Consider the following 25,133-nt stretch of genomic DNA (forward strand, 5'->3'; position numbering starts at 1 on the left):
GATAGCGGGTGAACTCGTCCGCAGCGAGTGAACTCAGCGCGAGGGGTGGGTGCCGGCGAAGGGCATGCTCACGGTGTCGGGCGCGAACGGGAGAGTAGCGGTGCGAGCGCAGCGTGTGCGACGCTCAGCAGGTGCCGAAGACCCGACGCCCCTCCCTCGCAGAGATCGCCGCAGAGCTCCGCGCCGCACCGAAACGCGAAACCGCCCCTGATCCAGTGACTCCGGGCAGATTCGACCGCGGCGGTCACCTCATCGATCTGCAGGGAAATGTCCTGCGCCGGGAAGGGAAGCTCACCGCGCAGGAAGCAGTGGCCCTCATGCGCTCGGGCGCTGCGGTTGCCTACGAAGGATGCGGTTGTGGCGGAGGATGCGACCCAGCCTGGCTGGATGAGGCCGAGCTCGCTGCACTCGCAACCGCGGGAAATCCACGCACCGACACCCGCTCGTCCCAGCCGGCCTGGATCGACCTGTGGACGGGCGGATTCAACGACACCGTCTCGCTCGTCCTGCTGAACGGGGAGGCGACCTGGGGCAGGGTCATCCCACGCCGCCACCAAGGGTGAGAAACGGATGCCATCGCGCATTGTCCGCCGAAAGCATCACTTGCGGTCGAGAACATCCCGCGCAACTGATGCGCTCGGCCGGAATTGATGTTCTCGCGGGCACGCCGGGCGAGGGCGACCCCGGGGAGGGCTAGACGAGAACCGGGATCGACTCCGTTGGCGGAGCGCTCCGGTGAACGGGTGTCGGAGCCGTCTGCGTCGGAACCGGCTCGCCGGTAATCGGCGCGGCGATGTGAACACCGAGCACGTCGAGACGCTTTGCGCTCTCCTGCGGATCGATGTAATCGAGCGTTGGGAACGAGCCAAGCGGCACAACCGAGTGCAGCACAGTGTTGGGATACACGTGCACGAGGTTGAACGCCCGGGCACCGTCACGCCCGCGGGTTCCACCGACCGGGACGGTGAGGTCCTGGGTGTAACAGGTGGCGGATGCCACTGACACCGGGATACCTGCAAACGTCGCCATCGACGAGTAATGCAGGTGACCACCGAGGATGCTCCGGACGTCGGTGCCCTCGAGCACTTCAGCAAGACTGCCCTGGTCACGGAGTTCAACGCTGGCTGCGAGGTCGAGCACGCTCGGCACCGGTGGGTGATGCAACGCGAGGATCGTTCCGTCCGGCGCAGGCACCGAAAGCTCCTCGGCAAGCCAGTCGAGCTGGTCGCTCGATACTTCGCCGTAGTGGTGGCCAGGAACCGAGGTGTCGAGCGTGATGACGCGCAGCCCATTGACGTCGTAGACCCGGTCAACGGGCCTCGAGGTCGGCACCTCGTTGAACAGACCGGCGCGGAAAGCTTCTCGTTTGTCGTGGTTGCCCATGACCCAGATCACCTGCGAACCCAGCCGACTCGCCGCCGGATCCACAATGCGCCTGATGCGCTCGTAGGCGTCCGGCTCGCCCTTGTCGGCGAGGTCCCCGGTGAAGATGATGGCCTCCGGCCGACCCCCTGAGGCTTCGAGCTCGGTGAACACCTGCCTGAGGTGTTGCTCGCTGTCGACCGAGCCGTAAAGCCTGTTACCTCCGGCCAAAAGGTGAGTGTCGCTGATGTGCAGAAGGAAGTGGTCCGGCCTCGGATACTCGGCCGTGCGCTCTATCACAATCCGTCCAATCGGGTTTGGCGGTGGTGCTTCGTGGTGTCCACCCTAGGTGTTAACTGCCATTTGATCAGAACATTCCTAACGAAAGGTGAATGCGACACGCCCGGTGTCCGAACGAAAGGCGAATGTCAGACGGCATGCGGAGATCGAATCGTCTTCCGCGCAGCCACGTCAAGGGGTCGATCCTGAGGGTGGTCGCTGGCATACTGCGAGAGATGTCTGAGCCTGATGCAATCGTTGTCGGAGCGGGTCCGAACGGCCTCGCCGCCGCCGTCACACTGGCTCGAGCCGGTCTGTCCGTTCGCGTGTACGAGCGCGCCGACACCATCGGCGGCGGTTCACGCACCTCAGAGGCCACCCTTCCGGGATTCCGCCACGACACCTGCTCTGCCGTTCACCCGATGGCCCTGGCCTCCGAGTTCTTCTCCCGATTCGGGCTGACCGACCGCATCCCGTTCGCGCTTCCCGAGCTCTCCTACGCCCAGCCCCTCGACTCCGGGCGCGCCGGCCTCGCCTGGCACTCTCTCGACCGCACCGTCGAGGATCTCGGGCGTGACGGCGCCAGCTGGCGACAACTGTTCGAGCCGCTCGTCTCACACGGATCCTCGGTTGCGGGCTTCGTCGGAAGCAGCCTTCTTCGTGTGCCGAAGCATCCGATCACCATGGCCAGGTTCGGACTGCGGGCCCTGGAGCAGGGTAGTCCACTGTGGAATGTGCGCTGGCACGACGATGCCGCCCCCGCGCTGCTCACCGGCGTGCTCGCGCACGCGATCCGGCCGCTGCCGAGCCTCGCCCCGACCGCCGCCGGGCTCGTGCTCGCCACCCTCGCGCACGCTGAGGGCTGGCCGGTCCCGATCGGCGGCAGCCAGTCGATCGTCGACGCGATGGCGGCGGATGTCACGGCGCACGGTGGCGAGATCGTCACCGGTTCCGAGGTCACCCACCTCCGCGAGTTGCCCCCGGCCAGGGCTGTCCTGCTCGACACGAGCGCGCGCGGCCTCGTGAAGATCGCCGGGAACCGCCTACCCGCTGGTTACGCCAGGCGGCTGGGCAAATTCCGCTACGGCAACGCCGTTGCCAAGGTCGACTTCGCACTGTCAGGGCCTGTTCCCTGGGCCAACGAAACCCTGCGCGAGGCCGGCACGCTCCACCTCGGCGGTACCCGCGAGGAGATCGCAACCGCTGAGCACGACGTCGCCAGCGGACGGCATCCGTCGAATCCCTACGTCCTCGTGTCGCAGCCGAGCGTCTTCGATTCGACGCGAGCACCGGAGGGCCAGCACACACTGTGGGCGTACACACACGTTCCTGCGGGCTCCACCGAGGACAGGACCGAGGCGATTACCCGGCAGATCGAACGGTTCGCACCCGGTTTCCGCGACCTGATCCTCGCCAGCGCCCACAAGTCGGCCGTCGAGTACGAGTCGTACAACCCCAACTACGTCGGCGGCGACATCTCCGCCGGTGACGTTGACATGCTCCAGCTCGTCGCGCGCCCCACCCTCTCGCTGAACCCGTGGCGGACTCCGGTCGCCGGCCTGTACCTCTGCTCGTCATCGACCCCACCAGGGCCAGGCGTGCACGGAATGCCCGGCTGGAACGCGGCACTGCTCGCCCTCCGCGACAGATTCGGCATCACGACACCTCCCTCACTCTCGCCCACATCAGACCAGCTACTCGGAAGGCAGCAATGAGCGTCAACTATCGACTCATCCACACGAGCCCGGAACGCGTCTTCGAGGTACTGGCCAACGGATGGCTCTACCCGAGCTGGGTCGTCGGTGCGTCGCGAATGCGAGACGTCGATGACTCCTGGCCCACCGAAGGGGCCCAGCTGTTCCACTCGTTCGGCGTCTGGCCCTTCCTCATCAACGACTCGACCTCTGTGCTGGAGTGGGATCCGCCCCGGCACATGAAGGTCCGCGCCCGCGGCTGGCCGATCGGAGTGGCGCACGTCACCCTCGACGTGAAGCCTCGCGGGGAAAACTGTGTCGTGCGTATCACCGAAGACGCCGTCGAGGGTCCCGGTCGCCTCATCCCGGAGCCCATCCGCCGGCTGATGCTGCACGCGCGCAACACGGAAACGCTGCAGCGCCTCGCCTATCTCGCCGAGGGCGGCGCAACCGCCAACTGACGCGCGTCCGCGGAAAGCGTCTCGCGATGCAGAAAAGAGAAGCGAACCCGGAATCACGCGGATGCGCAAGCCCCTTGCTGGTCGTCAACCCCGTCGATAACTTCAGCTGAGCAGCAGTTTCGCTGATGATTTTTCGGCACGGTGGCCGACCGCGGATGGCCTCGTGACTCAACGAAGGGAATTCGATGGTTCAGAGGCAGAAGCGGCTGATTGCGGTGACTGTGGCGGCATCCGTGCTCGTCCTGACGGGATGCAGCGGGGGCGGCGGCGAAACGGCGGACGTGTCGTTCAGCGACAGCCCGTCCGGTGCTCTGGCCGCCTGGGGATTCGACAACGCCGACGACGTCGGAACGTCGCGGCTCGAGTACGCCGAGAAGCAGCTCTCGGACGTCGACATCGAGATCGACCAAACGGCATTCGACGCTCAGAAGTTCACGACGAGGGTCGCCAGCGGAAATGTCCCGGACGTGGTGCAGATGGATCGCCAGTTCGTCGGTACGTATGCGGCGCAAGGGCTCATCACCCCTCTCGACGAGTGCTTCGCCACGCACGGCGTCGACCCTGACGAGCAGTACTACGAGTCGGTCGTGGATGACGTTGAGTGGGACGACAAAGTGTGGGGAGTCCCGCAGTTCTACCAGCCACCGGCAATCATCCTGAACAAACGCGTCATGGACGCGGCAGGCGTTACGGCTGACCAGATCGACACCTCAAAGCCCGACGTGCTCCTCGCGGCCATCGGCAAGATGTACACCGCATCGGGCGGGAACCCCACAGTCCTCGGCTTCGACTCCGTCGGCGTCAACCAGGCCGGGTTGTGGCTCCTCGGCTTCGGCGGGGAGATTATGGATGACGAGGGTGTGCCGGCTCTCGATTCGCCCGAGAACGCCCGGGCGCTCGACTTCCTCAAGCAGCTGTTCGACGCCCAGGGCGGATACGCGAAGTACAGGAGCTTCACCGACTCCTTCGATGCATTCGGCGACAACAACCCCTACGTTGCTGACCAGGTCGCCGCGCAGGTGAACGCGCAGTGGTACGTGAACGTCCTGAGCCCGTACGTGGATGAGGTCCAGATCGAGGCTGTCCCATTCAAGAACATCGAGGGTGAGCCCTTCTCGGTCGCCAGCGGAACCGCGTTCGTAATCCCTGTTGGAGCGAAGAATGCGGATGCCGCCTGCGCCTGGGCGCTGGAACTCACCTCCCAGGACGCGTGGCTGGCTGCGGGAGAAGCGCGCGCGGCGACGATCTCCGACAGCCCGGGAGCGATCAACACCGGTCTGTTCACCGGATCTCCGGCCGCCGACGAGGCAATTCGCGACCAGTTCGTCAAGGAGAGCGGAAACGCTGGCTTCGACCAGACGATCGCCACTTTCTATGAGGTCGTCGGAGAGGGCGAGTCGTACGGCGCTTCCGCCGCGGGGCAGGAGATCCAGACCGAATTGAAGAACGCGGTCACATCGGCGCTGCTGGGTGACAAGTCGTCTGAGGATGCTCTCGCCGACGCTCAGGACGCGGCGATGCGGGCATACGACAAGGTCGTGAACTAACGTCCCACGTCACTCACAAAGAACGGGTAACCCTCCTGGGTTACCCGTTCTTTCTGGGTGAGGGAAAGCTCAGCCCTTTCGCCCCTGCGTGGCCACCCCTTCGATGAAGTAACGCTGGCCGAAGGCGAAGATCAACAGCATGGGCAGGGTGATGATGAGCGACGCCACCATCACGTACTGGTAATCGCCGTGGCCGCCAGCGGTGGGGCTGTACTTCGTCATCGCGTACGCGATCCCGAGCGGGGCGGTGAATCCCTCGACCGAACCCGCGTTGAGGTAGATGAGCGACGCCTGAAGGTTGTTCCAGCTGGCCTGGAACTCGAAAACGAAGACAATGATGAACGACGGGATCGACAGCGGCATCGCGATGCGTCGGAAGAGGCCCCAGTAGCTGCAGCCGTCGATGCGAGCGGCCTCAAACAGCTCGCGCGGGAGTCCGAGAAAGAACTGCCTCTGCAGGAAAATGTAGAACGCAGAGCCGAAGAGATTCGCTCCCCAGAGCGGCACCCACGTTCCGATCAGGCCCAGTTCCTTCCAGATGAGGTACTGGGGAATCATTGTGACGGCACCCGGCAACATCATCGTCGCGAGGACAAGCCCGAACAGCAGGTTGCGTGCCGGGAACTTGAAGTAGGCGAAGCCGAATGCCACGACCGAACTCGAGATGGCAACGGCCAGTGCCGCGAGCAAGGCAATCGAAAGGCTGTTGAACATCCAGCTGACCAGGGGTAACTGATCCCAGACCTCGACATAGTTCTCGGGAACCCAGGTGCGCGGGATCAGCGAGTTGTCGAACACCTGTCCACGTGGCTTGAGACTCGCTGCGAGTAGCCAGACGAACGGATACATGAACAACAGCGCGAAAACGATGAGTGCGATCCAGAGAATCACCTTGCCGAGGACACTCTTCGGTTTGTACCAACGGTCGACCTTCGGACCGTTTCGGGGCGTGCCGGCAACCGTCTGCTCCCCGATCACCTGACCCTTGAGCCTGACGGCGTCCGGCGATGACTCAGTCACGCTCATGTGTGGTCATCTCCCTCGTAGTACACAAACCGGTTGCCGAACTTCATCTGAATGAAGGTGATCAGCATGATGATCATGAACAACAGCCATGCCATCGCCGCTGCGAACCCGAAATCGAACTGCCGAAACGCCTGCTGGAACAGGTAAACCGCGTAAAACAAGGACGACTCCGGTGACGCGTTGGACTGGTCACGCCAGAACAGGAGATACGCCTGGTCGAACACCTGAAACGCCCCGATCGTCAACACGATCACGTTGAAAAAGATCGCGCTCGAAATCATCGGCACGGTGATCGAGAAGAACTTCCGCACCGGCCCGGCGCCGTCCAGCGACGCCACCTCGTACAGGTCACGGGGCACGCTTTTCAAGGCTGCGAGAAAGATCACCATTGTTCCGCTGACGGTCCACAGCGTCATCAACACAATCGACGGTTTCACCCACGCGGGGTCGACGAGCCATTGCGGGCCTTCGATGCCGAGAAGGCCAAGCCCCTGGTTGATGGCGCCCGAGTTGCCGTTGAGGAGAAGGAGAAAGACGGATGCCGTCGCGACCGTCGGGGTCATCTTGGGCAGGTAGTAGACGGTGCGGAAAAAGCCTGCACCCCTTCCGACGCGAGCGAGCAGCATCGCCAGAAACAACGCGAACGCAATCTCGAGTGGGACAGCCATGAGCGCGTATACGAGGGTATTGCCCAGAGCGAGACCGACCTTCGGGTCCTCGAAGAGCTGGGCGTAGTTTGCGAAACCAACGGGTGTCGAGGTGTTCGCTGCGAGGTTGTAATCGCTGAACGAGATAATGAGGCTGTAGACCATCGCACCGAGGGTGAAGATCAAAAACCCGATCACCCATGGAGCGATAAAGAGATAGCCGGCGATGGCTTCGCGACGGTTGTAGGTTCGCTTGGGCGCCCGGCGAGGGCGCACGCGCCCAGCGCTTGCCTTCGTATCACGGCCATCTGCGTGGCCGACGACGCTGGTCACGAACGGTCCCGTGTCCGAGACGCCCTGAAGATTCGTCTTTTCATGCTTCTTCCCTGTGTCAGGTTCGGGACAGTGCTGAAAACCACGCCGTTTTGCAGCGCCACTACAACGGGACTCTAGAAGCGAACGGAGAAGTCGGCAAGACATTCTCAGCAGAAATAATCCGGCTATCATGCCGTCGTCGCGGTACCGATGATCCGGCGACAGGGTTGACCATCCTCCCTACTGGCCACATCGGGACTGTGACATAGTGTGCTCGACCTTCGATCAGGTCTTTCGAGCAGGAGTACTCATGACCACGCAATCCTCGCAGCGGGTCGGCCTGCTGCACACAGTCCCCGCTCTCGCGGAGTCCTTCTCTTCAGCACTCCACGAGGCTCATCCCACTGTCGAATCAGTCCATATTGTGGACGCCGGGCTGCTCGACCCGGATCCCGACGGAGGAGTGACACAGGAAACCACCGACCGTGTCGCCGCCCACATCAGGCACCTCGAAGAATCCGGTGCCCTGGCCATTCTCGTCACCTGCGCATCGACCGCTGAGGTTGCGGAGCAGGTCGACTCAACGGTTCCCGTTGTTCGGGTCGACGAGGCGATGGCCGAACAGGCCGTGACGATCGCGACCGAAGCGGCCCGCCGCGAAGACCGCACGGGGCACGTCGAAGTACTCGTAACCCGTCCTTCCACCGTCGGGCCCACCGGACGCCTGCTCGAACGGTTCGCAGCCGCTCACCCCGACCTGACGGTCGATGTCACGGTCGTCGACGGCGCCGAGGATGCCAGGGAACGGGGTGACATCGCGGGCCATGACGCCCTGATCCGGGACGCAGCGATCGAATTCGCCGCCCGCGCAGATGTTCTCGTTCTCGCCCAGGCGTCGATGGCGGAGGCGCTTCACGGGGTTGAGCTTCCGACCCGCGTGCTCACCTCACCCAACGGGGGAGTGCGTGCGCTGCTCGCCGCACTCAGGATGCACGGTTCACCCACGCACGCGGCAGCACCGCCGGATGCGTAGAGAACCTGCGGAGCCGTCACGAGGATTCAGGCGGACTCGCGCGCCAGGAACGCAGCCTCGGTTCGGCTCGACGCGCCGAGCTTTCGCAAAATCGCTGAGACGTGCACGCTGGCGGTCTTCGCGCTGATGAAGAGGCGTTCGCCGATTTGGCGGTTGGTCAGGCCTTGTCCGAGCAGGTCGAGGACCTGCTGCTCGCGGAGCGTGAGCTCCGTCGCGTTCGTCGTCCGCCTGATCGGTACGTCGTCGAGGGTGAGCCCGGCACGCTCGGCAACACCCACCACGGTGCGCCTGACGAGGTCAGCGCCGAGCAATTCAGCCCCGCGAACCGCCTCTCGGAGAGCCGCGACAGCCTCGTGTCGTTCACCGGCCTCGACGAGCGCCTGCCCGAGTCGGAGGGCCGTGTACGACGGCAGGTGCGCCTGGGCAGCCGGATCGGCGGCGACGACGGCCGCCGCACGCTGCCACGCGCCGGGATCATCGCCTACCCCTCGTGACCCCGAAAGTTCGGCGTCAAAGATCGTGGACCAGAGTGATGCCGTCGGCCACCAGTCCACCCGCCGGATCAGCGCCCGGAGCCGGTCCTCTGCATCGTCATCCTCGGGGGCTCCACCGGCGCGCCTGAGGGCGGCGAGCGTGCGAGCGGCCGTTGCGAGCAACGGAAGTTCATACCCGGCGACGGGCGTGTGGCCGCCGTCGAGGAGCACATCCATCTCCGCCCACGCCTCGGTCACTGCACCGCGGGCAAGGTGAAGCTCGGCCGCGACACGCGGAAAACTGAGCCGGACCTGCATCTCGGACTCACCGAGTTCACGCGCGTGCCCACGTGCGCTGCGGTACAGCCGGTACGCGGCATCCGTCTCGCCCCGCCAGGTCAGCAGGAACATCCGTGCCCGGTTGAGGTAGGCGTTGAACGTGGGCGACGGCAACAGGCGAACGGCGCTGTCGATGTACTGGTCGGCCCGTTCCCACTGGCCGAGAGCGATGAGGGGGTCTACGGCGTTTGATTTGAGGATGATGCCCGAACTGCGTTCGACGCCCAGTTCGCGGGCGCGCTGGATGCCCAGTTCAGCGATACTCACGGCCTCCGCATAATGCCCGAGGAGGTATTCACTGTCGGAGGCATTGACCCGATAGCGCAACCGCGCACTTGTCTCGTTCTGCGAGAGCGCCAGCGCCTCGTCGAGATGCGCACGTCCCTCCTCGAATCGACCGACGTTGATCTCGGTCGTACCCAGGATGTTCGAGGCGATCGATGCGTGCCGGTCTGAACCGGCATCCGTTGCTTCGCGGAGCGCTTCACGGGCTGTTTCGATCGCTTCGTCCATGCGCGCCGCGAGCATCAGTCGACCGGCGAGCGCGGTGAGAAGTGCCGACCGTAATTCGCCGGCGCTCATCGGCGCACGCGCGAGTCCGGTTGTGCCCGCCATTCCCGTTGCGCCCGGCGGCACGAGTTCGAGGGCTTCCCTGAGCAACGGAATCGAGCCCGGTTTGCCGATATTGCCGAGGTACAGCGCCTTGTCCCTCAGCAACCGGGCGTAGCGGAGGGTCTCGCTGCGGGGACTCTCCTCGAGCGCAACATTGATCATCGCGAGGGAGCGCTCACCCTCCCCGGCATTACGGAGGGCGGATGCCGTCTGCGCGAGGAGATCGATCTTCTGCCGCCCGGCGACCTTCTCCGCATCGGGAACCTGGTCCCACAGCTCGAGAGCACGCTCGCCCATCTGTGCCGCGGTGCCATAGGCGTGGGTCACCCTGGCCTCGGTCATCGCGTCGAGCGTCGCGGGGAAGGCGCGCTGCGTGTCGTGGGCAGCCAGCCAGTGATAGGAAATCTCCGCCGCGACGCGACGGTCACCCGACAGCGACTCAAGGACCTCAGCAAACCTGGTGTGGAATCTGGTTCGCTCGCCAGGCAGCAGATCCGTATGAATGGCCTCCCGGACCAGTGCGTGCCTGAAGGCGTAACTGCGTTCATCCGCCACGAGGATGTTGGCAAGCACAGCCTCCCTCGCGGCGGCATCGAGCTGCTCGGGCTCGCCGGGGAACAATGCCGAAAGCAGGTCGTGATCGACGCGTACGCCCCCGGCGGAGATCAGGCGGAGCAGTTGTTGTGACTCGTCGCTGAGTCGTTCGTAACGGGCGAGCAGAAGCTCCCGCAGGGTCCAGGGCAACTCGCCCTCACTCGTCGACCCGAAGCCAATGAGTTCTTCGACGAAGAACGGCACTCCTTCACTGCGTGCGTAGACGCTGTCGAACGCCTCGTCATCCGGCTCGGACCCGAGAATCGCAGCCACCTGCCTGCGCACTTCCTCCTTCGTGAGCCGAACCAGTTCGACCCTGGTCACGCTCCGGCTTCGGTCGAGTTCGCTGAGTAGCGATCTGAGCGGATGCCCTCGCGCCACGTCTTCGGAGCGGAAACTGAGGACAACGAGAATGCGGCCACGGCCGAGCACGCGGAGCAGGAAACGAAGGAGGTCGAGGGTGCCCTCATCCGCCCAGTGCAGGTCTTCGATGGCGATAACGAGGGGAGTCCGCCGTGACACGCTCTCGAAGAGGGTGGTGACGGTGTCGTGCAGTCGATTGAGCGCCGCGCCCGCCGGGTCAGCACCCTGGGCGCCGAGTTCGGGCAGGAGGGCGGTGAGGGCCTCTGCCCCGGGCCCACTCGCCTCGAGCACGGCCTCCGGGCCGAGCTCGGCGACAAGGCCGCGAAGAACACTCTGGATGGGAGAGTACGGCGCCCCAACCGCACCGAGGTCGACGCTCTGCCCGGTCAGCACAAGCGCGTCGGCGGATGCCAGACCGAGAAACTCCTCGATCAGGCGGGTTTTGCCGATTCCGGCCTCACCCGAAATCACGACACCCTGCGGGCGACCGGTGAGGACCTGGTCAAAGACCGCGTGCAGTTGCGCAAGTTCGGACTCACGCCCGATCATGGCTGGACTCGACGCCGGTGACCTCACCTCTTCATCGTGCCACGGGGCACCGACACGCGTCGAGGTACCCGAACCCGTGGCCGGTGCTGACTCCCGGGCGAAGATATCGACCGGCACCGTCACTATCGCGCTACCGTCGGGAGCCGGCCATCACCGGCATCCGCTCATCATCGCGTTCCGCGGAACTCTCCGGCCCAACGCTCGTGACCGACGGGCCTGCCTCGACGCGAGCCGGCGGCAGCACGGGTTCGGGAGTCGCCGATGATCCTTGAACGGGGCGGATCCATTCGGGTCCACCCGCCGCGGTATTCTCGCGGAACAGGAACCGGGCGAAGCGGGTGAGCCTCGACGGCCGGACGACGCTGGCCAGTCCGGCGTCGCCGCGCGATTCACCCGCACGTTCCTCGGCCACCCGGCGGAACTCCAGTTGCCGCCTGAGCTCCTCTTCGGAATAGCGGAGCAGAAGTTCGGTTCCGTATTCGCCTGAGATCTGCATGGTGTCCTCCTGAGATTGATGACTCCATCGTGTTCTCTAAGGAGGGCACGCAGTATCGGGCGAATGCCCTATCTCTGCTGCCGGCGGCTACTCAGACTCGTCGACGGGGATCAGGAACCCGTCGTCGATCAGGCTCCGGACCCGGGGCATCAGCTCGGCGAGCAATTCGGCGACATCGACCTCGAGCAACTGCGCGATGGCCGCGATCACAGCGCCGATCGTCAGGTCACCGTCGCTCGCGCCGACGAGGGCGGACAGCGCGGTATCCATTCGGACCGTTCGCCCGAAACCACTGCCCTGTCGCAGCAGCATCGCGGTGGGGTCTTCGTCTCCCGGCCAGTAGTGGCGCTCCTCCGTGACGTCGGGTGCTGCGGTGACGCGCGACAATGCCAGCTCCTCGTCATCGCGGACCTTCTGCCAGTCGTGCGCGGCGAGCACCGATGAGAGGTGCACGCCAAGGCCGGACTCATTGGCGCCGAGCGCACCGTGCATCCGTTCGAGTCGCCGCAGCGATGGCTCGCCCGCCAGTGGCATCCGCAGTGTGATGTATCCGAACCCGACAGCGGTGACCCGTCGTGCATCGAAGTCATCGAGCCAGGCGTTGTACAACCGGTCGAAGTCGGGTGTGCCCGATTTCGTTCCGCCGTCGCGGATCCAGGTCTCGGCGTACTGCGCCGGATCCTGGGTGTCGCGCTCGATGATCCAGGCGTCGAGGCCGGTGCCGTCGATCCAGCCACCGACGCGCCTGAACGCATCCTGCCCCACCCGGTACTCCCAGTTGCCGAGCAGCTGGGCAACACCACCGGGCGTGAGGTGTGCGGCGGCACCGCGCAGAACGGCCTCGACGAGCGCGTCGCCCTCCATGCCGCCATCGCGGTATTCATAGGCAGGAACACCGTCGGCCCTCGGAGTGATGACGAACGGCGGATTCGACACGATCTGGTCGAATCGCTCTCCGCGCACGGGTTCGAACAGGCTCCCCAGCCGGAACTCGATGTTGTGGATCGAGTTGAGTTCGGCGTTGAGCGCGGCGAGTTCGAGCGCCCGAGCCGAAATATCCGTCGCGACCACGTGGGTCGCGTGGCGGGCGGCGTGCATCGCCTGGATGCCGCAACCGGTACCGAGGTCGAGCACCCGTCCGACAGGGGTCTGCATCATCAGCCCGCTGAGCGTCGTGGATGCACCGCCGACACCGAGCACGTGTTCTTCGCCGAGCGGACGCCCGAGCACCAGCTCGCCGAGGTCGGATGCGATCCACCAGCTGCCCGCGCCGTGGGAGTCGACGAAGCTGTACGGCCTCAGGTCGATCAGAGGCCTTGCCTCGGCGCCCACCACGTCGACCATCCCGAGCTCAACAGCACCGTCGGCGCCGAGGTTCGGGAGTGCAGCGACCAGGTCATCGTGCGTGACGGGGAGTCCGAGCACGAACAGGGTCGCGAGCGTCGCGGATGCCTCGGGGTCTGCGTCCCTGCGCTTCGCCGCGAGCGCGCGGAGCGCAGGCACTCTCTCGTTGCGGTGAAGCGCGGCATCCGCTTCGGCACCCCACAGCTCGGTGAGCGTCGTCACCGTGAAGCGGGCGGATTCGAGGTCTAGCCGGAGGAGTTGCACGAGCGCTGAAGTCACGCTTACCAGTGTGTCACCGACGCTCAGGGTCGGCTGTCAGACTAAGGCCACTATGAAGACACTTCTGAACATCATCTGGGTGGTGCTGTCGGGATTCTGGTTGTTCCTCGGCTACATGCTCGCCGCAGCGATCATGTGCATTTTCATCGTCACCATCCCCTGGGGGATCGCCGCCGCCCGGATCGGCGTCTACGCACTCTGGCCGTTCGGCAAGGAAGTAGTCGAGAAACCGACGGCCGGCGTCGGCTCGACGATCGGCAATGTGGTCTGGGTGCTGCTCGCCGGCTGGTGGATCGCGCTCGAACACATCGTCAGCGGTGTTCTCTTGTGCGTGACCATCATCGGGATCCCGTTCGGCTGGGCCAACTTCAAGATGGTGCCCGTCGCGCTGCTGCCGCTCGGCAAGCAGATCGTCGACTCGTCAGAGCGGATGCCGCGGGGCTGATCAGTCCCGTCTTCGCCCGATCGAGCGCTGCACATCCAGCCTTGCCCACTCGAGCGCTGCACATCCAGCCTTGCGCTACAGAAACTTCTGCAGCGCACGACAAGTATCCGCAGCGCTCGACACGCCAGCGCACGCTGAGCGGATGCCGCGGGCCGACCCGCACGCGATGCCCGAGCATCCACGGCCAGCTGGCCTGCCTGCCCCAACACGGAAGGCGGCGCGAGCCAAAACCGGTCGCGCCCACTCGAGCGCTGCACATCCAGCCTTGCGCTGCAGATACTTCTGCCGCGCTCGACAAGTATCTGCAGCGCTCGGCGCGCGAGGGCACGGGAGCACGGGAGCACGAGCGCGGGCACGGGCACGGGCACGAGCACGAGCACGGTCCCAGGCACGACGCCGGCACGCACAGTGCTGTCAGCGGCACCTGCGAAGCTGGGGTCATGACGAATACCCGTACCGACGCCCTCGAAATCCTGCGAACGTTGGTCGGGTCACCCGACGCCGACTTCCACGAGGGCCAGTACGAGGCCATCGCCACTCTCGTCGATGAGCGCCGCCGTGCGCTCGTGGTGCAGCGCACCGGCTGGGGAAAGTCGGCCGTGTACTTCGTCGCAACCCTTCTGCTCCGCCGCCAGGGCGCGGGGCCGACCCTCCTCGTCTCGCCGCTGCTCGCCCTCATGCGCGACCAGGTCGAAGCGGCAGCGCGCGCCGGTGTCCGCGCCGTCGCCATCAACTCGGCCAACCCGCACGAGTGGGGCGATGTTCTGCAGAAGCTCGAGCGCGACGAGGTCGACGTGCTGCTCGTCTCGCCCGAGCGCCTCAACAACCCCCGTTTCCGCGAAGAGCAGCTGCCGAGCCTCGTGAAGCGCACCGGCCTCCTCGTCGTCGACGAAGCGCACTGCATCTCCGACTGGGGCCACGACTTCCGTCCCGACTACCGCCGGTTGCGCGACCTCATCGCCGAAATGCCGACGGGTGTTCCCGTGCTCGCCACCACCGCGACCGCCAACTCCCGCGTCGTCACCGATGTCGCCGAGCAGCTCGAGTCAGCCGGCCACACCGAGGTCGTGACGATCCGCGGGCCGCTCGCCAGGGCATCCCTCAGGCTCGGCGTCCTCCGTCTGCCCGACGCCGGCACGCGGCTGGCCTGGCTGCTCACCCACCTCGGTGACCTGCCAGGCTCAGGCATCATCTACGCACTCACCGTGTCCGCGGCCGACGACACCGCCCGCCTCCTCCGTGAGGCTGGCCACGAGGTGCAGGCATACACCGGGCGAACGGATGCCGGCGACCGCGAGGGCCTGGAACAAGCGCTCAAAAATAACCAGGTCAAGGCTCTCGTCGCGACGAGTGCGCTCGGAATGGGTTTCGACAAGCCCGACCTGGGGTTTGTGATCCACCTCGGCGCCCCGTCATCGCCCGTCGCGTACTACCAGCAGGTCGGTCGCGCTGGTCGCGCCGCGATGATCGACGGCAAACGGGCCAGCGCGGACGTTCTGCTGCTGCCAGGAACCGAAGACGAGGCAATCTGGCAGTACTTCGCCACCTCGTCGATGCCGGATGAGGCGAAAGCCACCGCGGTAATCGACGAGCTCGCGTTCAACGGTGCTCCGCTGTCGACCCCCGCGCTCGAGGCACGGGTCAACCTCAAACGCAGCCCGCTCGAGCTCCTGCTCAAGGTGCTCGACGTCGACGGCGCCGTGCAGCGGGTCACCGGCGGCTGGGTCGCAACCGGTCAACCGTGGGTCTACGACGCGGAACGGTACGCCCGGATCGCCGCAGCCCGCGTAGCCGAGCAGAACTCGATGATCGAGTACGAGCGCACGACCGGATGCCGGATGGAATTCCTCCAGCGCGCGCTCGATGACGATACGGCTGTGCCCTGCGGACGCTGCGACAACTGTGCGGCAGCAGCGGGGGAACCGGCCTGGTACCCCACCGACATCCGCGAGGACGCATCAGGTCAGGCCTCCCAGTCGCTCAACCGCGTCGGTGTTGTCATCGAGCCGCGCGCCCAGTGGCCGACGGGTGCCGATCAGCTCGGCGTACCCGTGAAGGGCAAGATCGCACCGTCCGACCGCGTCGAACCCGGCCGCGCACTCGCGCGCCTCACCGACCTGGGCTGGGGAGGCACCCTGCGCGATCTCTTCGCCGCCGGCGGCACCGACGCACCGGCGAGCCGTGCCATGGTCGACGCCTGCATTCGGGTGCTGAGCCAGTGGGGCTGGGACGAACGCCCCGCTGCGGTCGTCAGCATCCCGTCCCGCCGACGCCCGGTTCTGGTGGACTCGGTGGCGCGCGCGCTCTCCGATGTCGGCCGCCTGCCGTACCTCGGCGCGCTCGAACTGAAAAACGGCGGGCCATCGGGCGAACCCGGTGGCAACAGCGCCTATCGGTTGTCGAGCGTATGGGACCGGTTCGAACTCGGACCCGACCTTGTAACCGCGCTTGACGGTTACCGTGGTCAGCCGATTCTGCTCGTCGACGACCTCACCGACAGCCGGTGGACGATTACCGTCGCCGGCCGCGTGCTGAGGCAGGCGGGAGCATCCGCCGTTCTGCCGTTTACGCTCGCGATCCAGGCCTAGGGGCACCCGCCGGGAGCGGGTGGTCCGACTCGATCACCGTCGACAGATCGGCGCCAAACACGAACCTCCGCTCGATGACGTCGCCGGCGTCAGGTGAGGCGAGCACTCCGGGCAGCCAGTATTTGGCGTCATCCCACATCCGGTCGAACGGGATGGCGTCGACGCGGTGCCAGCGGAGGAGCAGCTCGTCTGACTCGATAATGTCGCCATGCCATGAGCGCGTGGCGAAGACCCACGACACCTGACTCCATGCCTCGCGCGTTGGGAACTCGTACCTGATCCGACCGAGCAGCACGAGGTCGTCCTCGATGACCCGAAGCCCGGACTCCTCGAAAACTTCCCGCACCGCCGCCTGCGCGGGGGTCTCACCCGGCTCGAGTTTGCCACCGGGGCCAACGAGCTTGCCGAGGCCAAGACCCTTCTTTTTCTCGCCGAGCAGGACGCGGTAACCGTCTTCGGGGGTTTCATCGAGGATGTAACAGACACAGACCTCGGGTACGTCAGCGGGGCTCTCGGTCATACGGCGAGGTTACGTGCCGCGAGCACAGACAGCCAACCCCGCCGAGCGTAACCCTATCGACCGGTTTCAGCGAGCCGAGCGCAGTCGATGCAGAGCTCGGCGACGGGTCGGGCGTCGAGTCTCGCCCGTGCGATCGGCTTGCCGCATCGCGTGCAGATTCCGTAACTGCGGTCGTCGATTCGCGCGAGTGCACGATCGATGTCCTTGAGTTGACGCACCGCGTCATCCTGCAGGCCCGTCAGCCGGGACCACTCGGCGGTGAGCGTCGGCCCTTCCGGGTCGTGTTCATCGTCCTGTTCGCCGTCACGAGCATCGCGGACCTCGGTCAGGGATGCTGCCACGTGCTCCTGCTGGGCGAGGAGTTCGGCGCGTTCAGATTCGAGGGTCTCGCGAAAGTGCCGCAACGTGCTGCTCGCGAGCGGTTTCTGGTCCATGCTCCATGGTCGCACGCCAGCGTCCGATTCCGCGGTGACCGGCGCGCGGCACCGACTATTTGGCGCTTGGGAAACCTCGCGTACCCTTTAACCGGACCCGGTCACACGCACGTGGAGACGAGCAAAGGAGGCGCGATGACAATGGCCAGAATGGACCTCGACGAGTTGCGCCGCTATGCAAGGTACGAACTCGACGTTCTCATCGAACATCGATGCCGGGCCGGCGAAGACCCGTACGACTTCATCCACGACCTCCCCACGGTCGACGAACTCGTGGTCTTCGAGTTGCGGGCCGACGCACTCGACGCTCGCGGTATGACCGCCCAGTACGCGATGGCGAAGCACGCCGCGAGAAGCGATCTCGCGGATGCCGGCATGCACCGCAAGAATATAGCTCAGCTGGAATATGACCTGTTGAGGAGCATTGCGCTCGAACACCCCGACCTGACGCGCACGGTCTGGACTCTGCTGGACTCGGTGGGCGAATAACCGCACAGGCCTCCTCCACAGACATCCCGGGCCAGCCGGTCACCGACAGCATCGGCGGATCCGCTCCGCGAACCCCTCGGTGGTCGCAGGGTTGGTCGATGCCGTTCGTGTACATTCTTCGCCGCGCCGACGGCGCCTTTGTCACCGGGAGCACCTGGAACCTGTCGCACCGTTTGAGGCAGCATGGCGTCGGACCCAGCCCTGCCGATGTGGCGGCTCCCGCTCTCGTGTACGCCGAGTGGCATGACCGGATCGACGAGGCCTACTACCGCGAACGAGAGATTCACGGTTGGACGCACGGCCAAAAACGCGCACTGGCTGAGGCGTGTTCCGAGGGTGAGCGAACCACAGATCCACGGCAGGGTCGGTGGTTCCCCGCGCGCTGAAAGCATCCCCCCAGCGTCCGCCTCTAGAATCGATCGATGCTGGAACGTGGAACCATCCGCGCCGGCGAACGCCTATGACACAGAAACGACCGCCGTTGACCATGCGTGTGCTTCTTGCCACCGTGGTCGGTTTGTTGTCCCTCGGCGCGACGCCACCAGCCCTTGCCTCAGAACCTCCGGCAACCGCTCGGGCGGTCACCGCCCCCTCCGCAGCGGCTGTCGAGGACGTGTCCGTGTCGATTCGCCAGTCCGCCAGCTTTATCGGCGCGGGCGGAACGATGGCCGTCACGGTGACCGTAGAGAACACAACGCCAGTCCCCGTCGCCGACGGCGCACTCACGCTGAGGTCGAGTACCGATTCGATCACCTCACGGGACACACTCACCGAGTGGCTTGACCCCTCTACGAAGGCCGACACCGACCGCACCCTCTCCGAAGTTCCGGTTCCAGCGCTCCAACCCGGCGCGACCCACACCATCACGCCGATCGAGGTTTCCGCCGAGTCACTCGGGCTCACGGTCGGCGGCGTCTACCCCATCGACGCCGTCTTCACGAGCGCAGAAACAGTGGTTGAGGCGCGGGACACCATTGTCTACAGCCCTGACCCGGCGGCGACGCCACTCGGCATCGCGGTCGTCATGCCCATCACCGCCCCACCGGGCACGACCGGGCTGCTGACCGCCGACGCCCTCGCTTTCTACACCTCGCCGAACGGCGTGCTCACCAGACAGCTCGACGGGGTCATTGACCGCCCGGTTGCGCTCGGGATAGACCCGATGATCATCGCGTCGATCCGTGCCCTCGGCGACGCGGCACCGGCGTCCGCTGTCGCGTGGCTTGATACGCTCTCACGCGCTACCAACGAGACCTTCCCCCTCCAGTCCGCGGATGCTGACCCCGCCGTGCAGGCTCAGGCCGGTATCCCGAACCTCCTGAGTCCGACATCCCTGCTCTTCGGCCTTGACCCCGCGAACTTCGCGGGCGAGCCAACCGACGACACTGCCACCGGCGAGCCCGTGCCCGGTGAGACAGAGACCCCGTCGCCAGATCCGGCCCCCGACGAGAATCCACTCCCGACCCTCGCCGAACTCACCGAATGGCCGTACACCACGACGGGCATCGTCTGGCCGGCCGATAACACCGTGGTGTCGACCGATCTGCCCGTCTTCGCGGCATCCGGGGCGACCTCGACACTCCTCTCCTCCGGCAACGTCGCCTCTACCGCCTCGTACACGCCCGGAGCGGCGTCGAGGGTGGGCGATGCGGCGCTTATTGTGTCGGATGCTGCAGCGTCAGAGGCGCTTCGGGGAGCGGTCACCGCCATCAGCACTGACGAGCAGCAGGATGCTCTCGCCGACCTCGCCGCGCAGATCATGGTCGTTGGCTCGGAACGTTCGGCACCTGATCGCTCATTGGTCCTCACCCTCGACCGAGGATGGCCACCGTCGTCCGCCCGGTTGAGTGAGGCGCTTTCAGCACTCGCCACACTGCCGCTGGTGGCGAGCACGTCACTGAGCGCGGCGGCTTCTGCCGAGCCGGCGACAGTGACCATGGTAGACACGCCGGAGGACGCGGGACGCACAGCGACCGCGGCACGGTTCAGCGCCCGCGAGGCCGAGATCGCGTCATTCGCCACGGTCCTCGACGACCCCACACTCCTCACGGGCGAAGAGCGGGCTGAGATTCTGGCCCTGCTCGCCGTCGCCTGGCGTGACAACGCCGCTGACTGGGACGCCGCCGTCCTGGAACATGACGAGCAGACCGCCGCCATCCTGGACTCGGTGTCGATTACGGCCACGACCCAGATCAACATGGTGAGCAACCAGACCTCGCTGCCGTTCTCGGTGCGCAACGACTTCGACCAGCCCGTCACCGTCGTGCTCCAGGCGTCCACCTCGAGCCTCAAGCTCAGTGTCGACGCTGCGGTGACACAGACCATTCCGGCGAACTCCCGTGAAACGGTTCGCGTGCCCGTCCAGGCGAGACTCGGCAACGGGGACGTCTCGGTCCGCGTGCAGCTCTATTCGCCACAGAACGCCGTCATCGGCGGGAGCGTCCAGGTCCCCGTGAGTGTCAGGGCCGACTGGGAGGGGATCGGTGCCGCCGTCATCGGCGGTCTCATCGTCGCTCTCTTCCTCGGTGGCCTTGTCCGAACCATCCGTAAACGGCGCCATGCAAAGGCCCAGCACATGTCCACCGAAAGCGGCAATGAGTAAATCAACAAACGACGACAGCATCGGCCGCGCGAGCTTATTCCTGGCTTCGGGGACCCTCGTGTCCCGACTCCTCGGGTTCGTGAAGGCGATGCTCCTTGCATCCACGATCGGCCTTGTCGGTTCGCGCAGCGCTGACGCGTTCGGCGTTGCCAACCAGTTGCCGAACACCCTCTACGTCATCATCGCCGGAGGTGTTCTCAGCGCGGTTCTCGTTCCGTCGATCGTGCGCTCCATCGTGCACGCCGACGGCGGCAAGGCGTACATGAACAAGCTGCTGACGATCACCTTCGTCGTGCTGCTCGGTGCGACGGTGGCTGCCGTGCTGCTCGCCCCGGCACTCGTGAGCCTCTACTCGCTCAACCTGAACGAGGAGACTCGCGCCCTCGCCATCGCGTTCGCCTACTGGTGCCTCCCGCAGATCTTCTTCTACGGCCTGTACTCGGTGCTCGGCGAGATCCTCAACGCGCACAAGGTATTCGGTCCGTTCACCTGGTCGCCGGTGATCAACAACATCGTGGCGATGGCCGGGCTCGTCGTCTTCATGATCGCGTTCGGGGCCGACCCCAACGGTGACAGGCTCGTCACCGACTGGACACCGACCATGATCGCCGTTCTCGCCGGAACAGCGACACTCGGAGTCGCCGCGCAGGCGATCGTCCTGTTCTTCTTCTGGAAGCGGATCGGACTCAGTTACCGACCCGATTTTGCCTGGCGGGGCGTCGGGCTCGGCGCCACCGGAAAGCTTGCGGGCTGGTCGTTTGCCATGCTCGGCCTCACCACGCTCGGCGGCCTGGTCCAGACCAACGTGGCCCTGATCGCAACGGGAGTCGGGGCAGGACCCGCGACCCTGCAAAACGCCTGGCTGATCTTCATGCTGCCCCACTCGGTCATCACGCTCTCGGTCGCGACCGCGTACTTCACCCGGCTCGCCGAACACGTGCGTGAAGACCGGATCGAAAACCTGAAAACGGATGTCTCGGCTGCGGTTCGCCAGATCACCCTGTTCATCGTGCTGGCCACCGCTGTGCTCCTCGTCGTCGCGTTCCCCTTCGCAAGCCTGTTCACCGACCAGTTCGCCGACACCGCAGCGATGGGCTTCGTGCTGATGGGGTACCTGATCAGCCTCGTCCCGTTCGCCGTGCTGTTCGTCTTCCAGCGCACCTTCTACGCCCTCGGTGACACTCGGACGCCCTTCTTCTTCACCCTGGTCCAGACGGCCGTCTACATCGGTCTCGCACTCGCCTGCGCGCAGTTGCCGCGGGAGTTCATCGGCATCGGGCTCGCGCTGTCGATGTCTGTGTCGATCGTCGTGCAGATGCTGACAGCCGGCATCCTGCTCGCGAAGCGGATTCACGGACTCGACATGTCCCGCATCATCCGGAGCCTCACCGTCTACACGGTCGCCGCCATCCCCTCCGTGCTCGCTGGTGTTCTCCTGATTTTCGTGCTTGGCGGTTACACCAGCGGCTGGGCACTGGCGTCGCCCCTCAACGCGGTGCTCACCATGGCACTCATCGGTGTCGTCATGCTGGCCCTCTACGTGGGCGCTCTCTCGCTGATGCGCTCAGAGGAACTCCGGGATGCCATCGCGCCGGTCAAGCGCCGCCTGCGTCGCCGCTAGGCGTCACGCCGAGAACACCACTTCCGGCCGAGAACACCCGTTCCGCCTGATGTTCTCGACCGCAACTGATGCGCTCGGTACCGGGCGCTGAACCCCTCGCTCACAGTCCTCTCACAGCCTCCACAGGGCCTCTGGAATAGCGCCCAACTAAGATGTGTTGGACTGGTCGAGCGAACTTTTGAGGAGCAATACCGTGCGCAATGTCATCATCATCGGGTCTGGGCCTGCCGGCTACACAGCGGCAATTTACGCGGCCCGAGCGAACCTGAACCCGCTGCTTCTCGCGTCGAGCGTTGAGGCCGGCGGTGAGCTGATGAACACGACAGAGGTCGAGAACTACCCGGGTTTCCCCGAGGGAATTCAGGGCCCCGAGCTCATGAGCAAGTTCCAGGAGCAGGCAGAACGCTTCGGCACCGAGATCATCCTCGATGACGTCACCGAGGTCTCCCTCGGTGGAGAAGTCAAAACCATCAAGACCGGTTACTCCGGCGACTTCGAGGCGTCGAGCGTCATCGTCGCAACAGGCAGCGCCTACCGCAAGCTCGGGCTTGCCGACGAAGAGCGCCTGTCAGGTCGCGGCATCTCGTGGTGCGCCACCTGCGATGGTTTCTTCTTCAAGGAGAAGACGATCGCCGTTGTCGGCGGCGGAGACTCGGCGATGGAAGAGGCCACGTTCCTCACCCGCTTCGCCTCGAAGGTCTACGTCATCCACCGCAAGGACACCCTCCGCGCGTCGAAGATCATGCAAGACCGCGCCTTCGCCAACGACAAGATCGAGTTCGTCTGGAACTCCGAAGTCGTGGGCATCTCCGGTGAGAACGCCGTCAACGGCGTGACGCTGCGCAACACAGTCGATGGCACCGAGAGCCACCTCGAGCTTGGCGGCCTGTTTATCGCGATCGGCAACGACCCGCGGACCCACCTGTTCCACGGCCAGCTCGAGCTCACCAGCGACGGCACCATCGCCGTCGACGGCCGCTCGTCCAGGACCAACCTCCCCGGTGTTTTCGCCGCCGGCGATGTCATCGACCCGAACTACCGGCAGGCCATCACCGCGGCCGCATCCGGAACCGTTGCCGCGCTTGACGCCGAGCACTACCTCGCGAGTCTCGAGCAGGAAGCGCACCACAACCCCGAGATCGCATCCGCCGTCGCGGCATCCGTTTAATTTCTACCTACCCACAAGGAGCAACAATGTCAGCACGTGCAGTATCTGAAGCCACTTTCGACGCCGAAGTTCTGAAGAGCGACAAGCCGATCCTGGTCGACTTCTGGGCTGAGTGGTGCGGCCCCTGCCGCATGGTCTCGCCGATCCTCGACCAGATCGCGTCTGAGCACAGCGACAAGATCGACATCGTCAAGGTCAACGTCGACGAGAACCCGCAGCTCGCCATGCAGTACCAGATCACCTCCATCCCCGCGATGAAGGTCTTCAAGGGTGGCGAGGTCGCACAGACCATCATCGGCGCCAAGCCGAAGGCAGCTCTCGAGAACGACCTGTCCGCCTTCCTGGCCTAGCCAGTCCGGCTCCACGATCGACCCGTCCGGCTCATGCCGGGCGGGTCGATGTCGTTAACTCCTGGTTCAAGCCACCCGTGGTCAATTGGCATCCCCACTGGGCGGCTAACATCGATGAAAGACCAGGAACGGAACAGACAGTGTCAGAACTCGGCTCTCGCCACTCATCCGGAAACAACCTCGACCCGTGGTACGGCTCATACGCCGCCCGTACGGCCGGGTTGGCCGCCAGTGAGGTCCGCGCCCTGTTCGCCGTTGCAAGCCGCCCAGAGGTCGTCTCTCTGGCCGGTGGGATGCCATTCGTCTCCGCTCTGCCCGAGGACCTGGTGACGGATGCCATGAATCGCGTCATGCGCGAACAGGGCCCAACAGCTCTCCAATACGGTTCGGGGCAGGGTGTCGAGAAGCTGCGGGAGCAGACCCTCGAGGTGATGGCGCTCGAGGGGATCCAGGGCAGCGCTTCCGACGTCGTGATCACGACGGGCAGCCAGCACGCGCTCGAGCTGTTCAGCAAGCTCTTCATCGATCCGGGCGACGTCGTCATCGCCGAAGGGCCGAGCTACGTCACCGCGATGGTGATCTTCAAGAGTTACCAGGCCGAGGTCGACCACGTCCCCATGGACGAGAACGGTCTCATCCCTGAGGCGCTCCGCGAGCACATCGCGAGCCTCAAAGCCGCTGGCAAGAAAATCAAGTTCCTCTACACGATCCCGACGTTCCACAACCCGGCCGGTGTCACGCTCTCCGAGGCCCGCCGCACCGAGATCCTCGAGATCGCGCGCGACAACGACATCCTCGTGCTCGAAGACAACCCGTACGGGCTGCTGTACTTCGACCAGAAGCCTCCCGCCGCCCTCCGTTCACTCGAATCGGACGGCGTCGTCTACCTCGGCACGTTCTCGAAGACGCTCGCACCGGGCTTCCGGGTCGGCTGGGCACTCGCACCACACGCCATCCGTGAAAAGCTCATCCTCGCCAATGAGGCCGCGATCCTGTGCCCGTCGTCGTTCAGCCAGCTGGTGATCTCGCAGTACCTCGATCAGGCCGACTGGAAGGGCCAGATCAATACGTTCCGCGGCGTCTACCAGGAGCGGAAGGAGACGATGCTCTCCGCTCTGGGGGAGTACCTGCCCGATCTCACCTGGACGAACCCCACCGGTGGGTTCTACGTCTGGCTGACCCTGCCCGAGCAGCTCGATTCAAAGGCGATGCTGCCGAGGGCCGTCAAGGAACTCGTCGCATACACACCCGGAACCGCGTTTTACGCCGACGGAGACGGCCGCCAGAACATCCGGCTCTCGTTCTGTTACCCGACGCCGGAGAGTATCCGCGTTGGCATTCGCAGGTTGGCGACCGTCATCAACGGCGAGCTTGATCTGCTCGACACTTTCGCCGGCACCGGGCGGCTGACCGGAGGCAAGTCGCGAGGCACATTCGCGGCGCCACCGCCCAACATGTCCTGAGCACCGCTGCGATGACCCGCTCACCCAGACCAACAGAAAA

The 25,133-nt window shown here is 65.2% G+C and carries 21 protein-coding genes; 13 read left to right on the plus strand and 8 right to left on the minus strand.

Annotated elements, in window-relative coordinates; all coding sequences use genetic code 11:
• Positions 1-131 precede the first annotated feature (131 nt).
• Positions 132-563 (plus strand): hypothetical protein, encoded by a 432-nt coding sequence (locus tag C3E77_RS14975; RefSeq protein WP_162925042.1) that lies wholly within the window; start codon positions 132-134, stop codon positions 561-563.
• Between the two features lie 130 nt (positions 564-693).
• Here the strand turns inward: C3E77_RS14975 and C3E77_RS14980 are convergent, their stop codons facing one another.
• On the minus strand, positions 694-1,662 hold the full coding sequence (locus C3E77_RS14980; protein WP_108392786.1) for a phosphodiesterase: 969 nt from the start codon (positions 1,660-1,662) through the stop codon (positions 694-696).
• A 191-nt stretch (positions 1,663-1,853) separates the two neighbouring features.
• Here C3E77_RS14980 and C3E77_RS14985 point away from each other — a divergent pair, with 191 nt between their 5' ends.
• The 3 genes from C3E77_RS14985 (at position 1,854) to C3E77_RS14995 (ending at position 5,343) form a co-directional block, all read left to right on the plus strand.
• Complete coding sequence (locus C3E77_RS14985; protein ID WP_418288081.1) at positions 1,854-3,356, plus strand: phytoene desaturase family protein; 1,503 nt, start codon at positions 1,854-1,856, stop codon at positions 3,354-3,356.
• Positions 3,353-3,796, plus strand: a complete 444-nt coding sequence (locus C3E77_RS14990) for an SRPBCC family protein (RefSeq protein WP_108392788.1) — start codon at positions 3,353-3,355, stop codon at positions 3,794-3,796. The genes C3E77_RS14985 and C3E77_RS14990 overlap by 4 nt, the downstream gene beginning before the upstream one ends.
• Positions 3,797-3,981: 185 nt before the next feature.
• On the plus strand, positions 3,982-5,343 hold the full coding sequence (locus C3E77_RS14995) for an ABC transporter substrate-binding protein (protein WP_108392790.1): 1,362 nt from the start codon (positions 3,982-3,984) through the stop codon (positions 5,341-5,343).
• Between the two features lie 69 nt (positions 5,344-5,412).
• Here C3E77_RS14995 and C3E77_RS15000 read toward each other — a convergent pair whose 3' ends face one another.
• Together C3E77_RS15000 and C3E77_RS15005 are read right to left on the minus strand one after the other, a co-directional pair.
• On the minus strand, positions 5,413-6,369 hold the full coding sequence (locus C3E77_RS15000) for a carbohydrate ABC transporter permease (RefSeq protein ID WP_108392792.1): 957 nt from the start codon (positions 6,367-6,369) through the stop codon (positions 5,413-5,415).
• The gene (locus C3E77_RS15005; RefSeq protein WP_108393444.1) at positions 6,366-7,292 is read right to left on the minus strand and encodes a carbohydrate ABC transporter permease; all 927 of its coding nucleotides are present in this window, start codon (positions 7,290-7,292) and stop codon (positions 6,366-6,368) included. Before C3E77_RS15005 ends, C3E77_RS15000 begins: the two co-directional genes overlap by 4 nt.
• A gap of 349 nt (positions 7,293-7,641) precedes the next feature.
• Between C3E77_RS15005 and C3E77_RS15010 the strand changes: the two genes are divergently transcribed.
• The gene (locus tag C3E77_RS15010) at positions 7,642-8,364 is read left to right on the plus strand and encodes a hypothetical protein (protein WP_108392794.1); all 723 of its coding nucleotides are present in this window, start codon (positions 7,642-7,644) and stop codon (positions 8,362-8,364) included.
• 26 nt (positions 8,365-8,390) lie between these two features.
• Here the strand turns inward: C3E77_RS15010 and C3E77_RS15015 are convergent, their stop codons facing one another.
• From C3E77_RS15015 to C3E77_RS15025, 3 genes are all read right to left on the minus strand, one after another.
• Positions 8,391-11,417: a helix-turn-helix transcriptional regulator gene (locus C3E77_RS15015; protein WP_234031235.1), complete on the minus strand. Its 3,027-nt coding sequence runs from the start codon at positions 11,415-11,417 to the stop codon at positions 8,391-8,393.
• Between the two features lie 7 nt (positions 11,418-11,424).
• Positions 11,425-11,790, minus strand: a complete 366-nt coding sequence (locus C3E77_RS15020; protein ID WP_108392796.1) for a hypothetical protein — start codon at positions 11,788-11,790, stop codon at positions 11,425-11,427.
• A gap of 87 nt (positions 11,791-11,877) precedes the next feature.
• The gene (locus C3E77_RS15025) at positions 11,878-13,413 is read right to left on the minus strand and encodes a DUF7059 domain-containing protein (RefSeq protein ID WP_234031236.1); all 1,536 of its coding nucleotides are present in this window, start codon (positions 13,411-13,413) and stop codon (positions 11,878-11,880) included.
• Between the two features lie 52 nt (positions 13,414-13,465).
• Here C3E77_RS15025 and C3E77_RS15030 point away from each other — a divergent pair, with 52 nt between their 5' ends.
• Positions 13,466-13,858 (plus strand): YccF domain-containing protein, encoded by a 393-nt coding sequence (locus C3E77_RS15030; protein WP_108392800.1) that lies wholly within the window; start codon positions 13,466-13,468, stop codon positions 13,856-13,858.
• Between the two features lie 440 nt (positions 13,859-14,298).
• Positions 14,299-16,446: a RecQ family ATP-dependent DNA helicase gene (locus C3E77_RS15040; protein WP_108392804.1), complete on the plus strand. Its 2,148-nt coding sequence runs from the start codon at positions 14,299-14,301 to the stop codon at positions 16,444-16,446.
• Here C3E77_RS15040 and C3E77_RS15045 read toward each other — a convergent pair.
• Positions 16,424-16,966, minus strand: a complete 543-nt coding sequence (locus C3E77_RS15045) for an 8-oxo-dGTP diphosphatase (protein ID WP_108392806.1) — start codon at positions 16,964-16,966, stop codon at positions 16,424-16,426. The two genes, C3E77_RS15040 and C3E77_RS15045, sit on opposite strands and share 23 nt — an antisense overlap.
• A 53-nt stretch (positions 16,967-17,019) precedes the next feature.
• A complete protein-coding gene (locus C3E77_RS15050) occupies positions 17,020-17,400 on the minus strand; it encodes a TraR/DksA family transcriptional regulator (protein ID WP_108392808.1) in 381 nt (126 codons plus the stop codon).
• A gap of 135 nt (positions 17,401-17,535) precedes the next feature.
• Between C3E77_RS15050 and C3E77_RS15055 the strand changes: the two genes are divergently transcribed.
• The 6 genes from C3E77_RS15055 to C3E77_RS15085 all read left to right on the plus strand — a co-directional run bounded on the left by C3E77_RS15055 (position 17,536) and on the right by C3E77_RS15085 (position 25,093).
• Entirely contained in the window at positions 17,536-17,889 is a 354-nt protein-coding gene (locus C3E77_RS15055; protein ID WP_108392810.1) for a hypothetical protein, read from the plus strand.
• A gap of 460 nt (positions 17,890-18,349) precedes the next feature.
• On the plus strand, positions 18,350-20,491 hold the full coding sequence (locus C3E77_RS15065; protein ID WP_108392812.1) for a DUF6049 family protein: 2,142 nt from the start codon (positions 18,350-18,352) through the stop codon (positions 20,489-20,491).
• On the plus strand, positions 20,484-22,112 hold the full coding sequence (gene murJ, locus C3E77_RS15070) for a murein biosynthesis integral membrane protein MurJ (protein ID WP_108392814.1): 1,629 nt from the start codon (positions 20,484-20,486) through the stop codon (positions 22,110-22,112). Before C3E77_RS15065 ends, murJ begins: the two co-directional genes overlap by 8 nt.
• 193 nt (positions 22,113-22,305) lie before the next feature.
• Positions 22,306-23,280, plus strand: a complete 975-nt coding sequence (gene trxB / locus C3E77_RS15075; RefSeq protein ID WP_108392816.1) for a thioredoxin-disulfide reductase — start codon at positions 22,306-22,308, stop codon at positions 23,278-23,280.
• A 26-nt stretch (positions 23,281-23,306) separates the two neighbouring features.
• Positions 23,307-23,630: a thioredoxin gene (gene trxA / locus C3E77_RS15080; protein ID WP_108392818.1), complete on the plus strand. Its 324-nt coding sequence runs from the start codon at positions 23,307-23,309 to the stop codon at positions 23,628-23,630.
• A 140-nt stretch (positions 23,631-23,770) separates the two neighbouring features.
• On the plus strand, positions 23,771-25,093 hold the full coding sequence (locus tag C3E77_RS15085; protein WP_108392820.1) for an aminotransferase-like domain-containing protein: 1,323 nt from the start codon (positions 23,771-23,773) through the stop codon (positions 25,091-25,093).
• Positions 25,094-25,133 lie beyond the last annotated feature (40 nt).

The sequence above is a fragment of the Mycetocola zhujimingii genome (genome assembly GCF_003065425.1).
Taxonomy (GTDB): Bacteria; Actinomycetota; Actinomycetes; order Actinomycetales; family Microbacteriaceae; genus Mycetocola_A; species Mycetocola_A zhujimingii.

Bases quoted from the DNA above. Each gene is read 5' to 3' on its own strand.
- C3E77_RS14990 (WP_108392788.1), top strand. From the start codon at position 3,353: ATGAGCGTCAACTATCGACTCATCCACACGAGCCCGGAACGCGTCTTC.
- C3E77_RS14995 (WP_108392790.1), top strand. From the start codon at position 3,982: ATGGTTCAGAGGCAGAAGCGGCTGATTGCGGTGACTGTGGCGGCATCC.
- C3E77_RS15000 (WP_108392792.1), bottom strand. From the start codon at position 6,369: ATGAGCGTGACTGAGTCATCGCCGGACGCCGTCAGGCTCAAGGGTCAG.
- C3E77_RS15010 (WP_108392794.1), top strand. From the start codon at position 7,642: ATGACCACGCAATCCTCGCAGCGGGTCGGCCTGCTGCACACAGTCCCC.
- C3E77_RS15020 (WP_108392796.1), bottom strand. From the start codon at position 11,790: ATGCAGATCTCAGGCGAATACGGAACCGAACTTCTGCTCCGCTATTCC.
- C3E77_RS15030 (WP_108392800.1), top strand. From the start codon at position 13,466: ATGAAGACACTTCTGAACATCATCTGGGTGGTGCTGTCGGGATTCTGG.
- C3E77_RS15040 (WP_108392804.1), top strand. From the start codon at position 14,299: ATGACGAATACCCGTACCGACGCCCTCGAAATCCTGCGAACGTTGGTC.
- C3E77_RS15045 (WP_108392806.1), bottom strand. From the start codon at position 16,966: ATGACCGAGAGCCCCGCTGACGTACCCGAGGTCTGTGTCTGTTACATC.
- C3E77_RS15050 (WP_108392808.1), bottom strand. From the start codon at position 17,400: ATGGACCAGAAACCGCTCGCGAGCAGCACGTTGCGGCACTTTCGCGAG.
- C3E77_RS15055 (WP_108392810.1), top strand. From the start codon at position 17,536: ATGACAATGGCCAGAATGGACCTCGACGAGTTGCGCCGCTATGCAAGG.
- C3E77_RS15065 (WP_108392812.1), top strand. From the start codon at position 18,350: ATGACACAGAAACGACCGCCGTTGACCATGCGTGTGCTTCTTGCCACC.
- murJ (WP_108392814.1), top strand. From the start codon at position 20,484: ATGAGTAAATCAACAAACGACGACAGCATCGGCCGCGCGAGCTTATTC.
- trxA (WP_108392818.1), top strand. From the start codon at position 23,307: ATGTCAGCACGTGCAGTATCTGAAGCCACTTTCGACGCCGAAGTTCTG.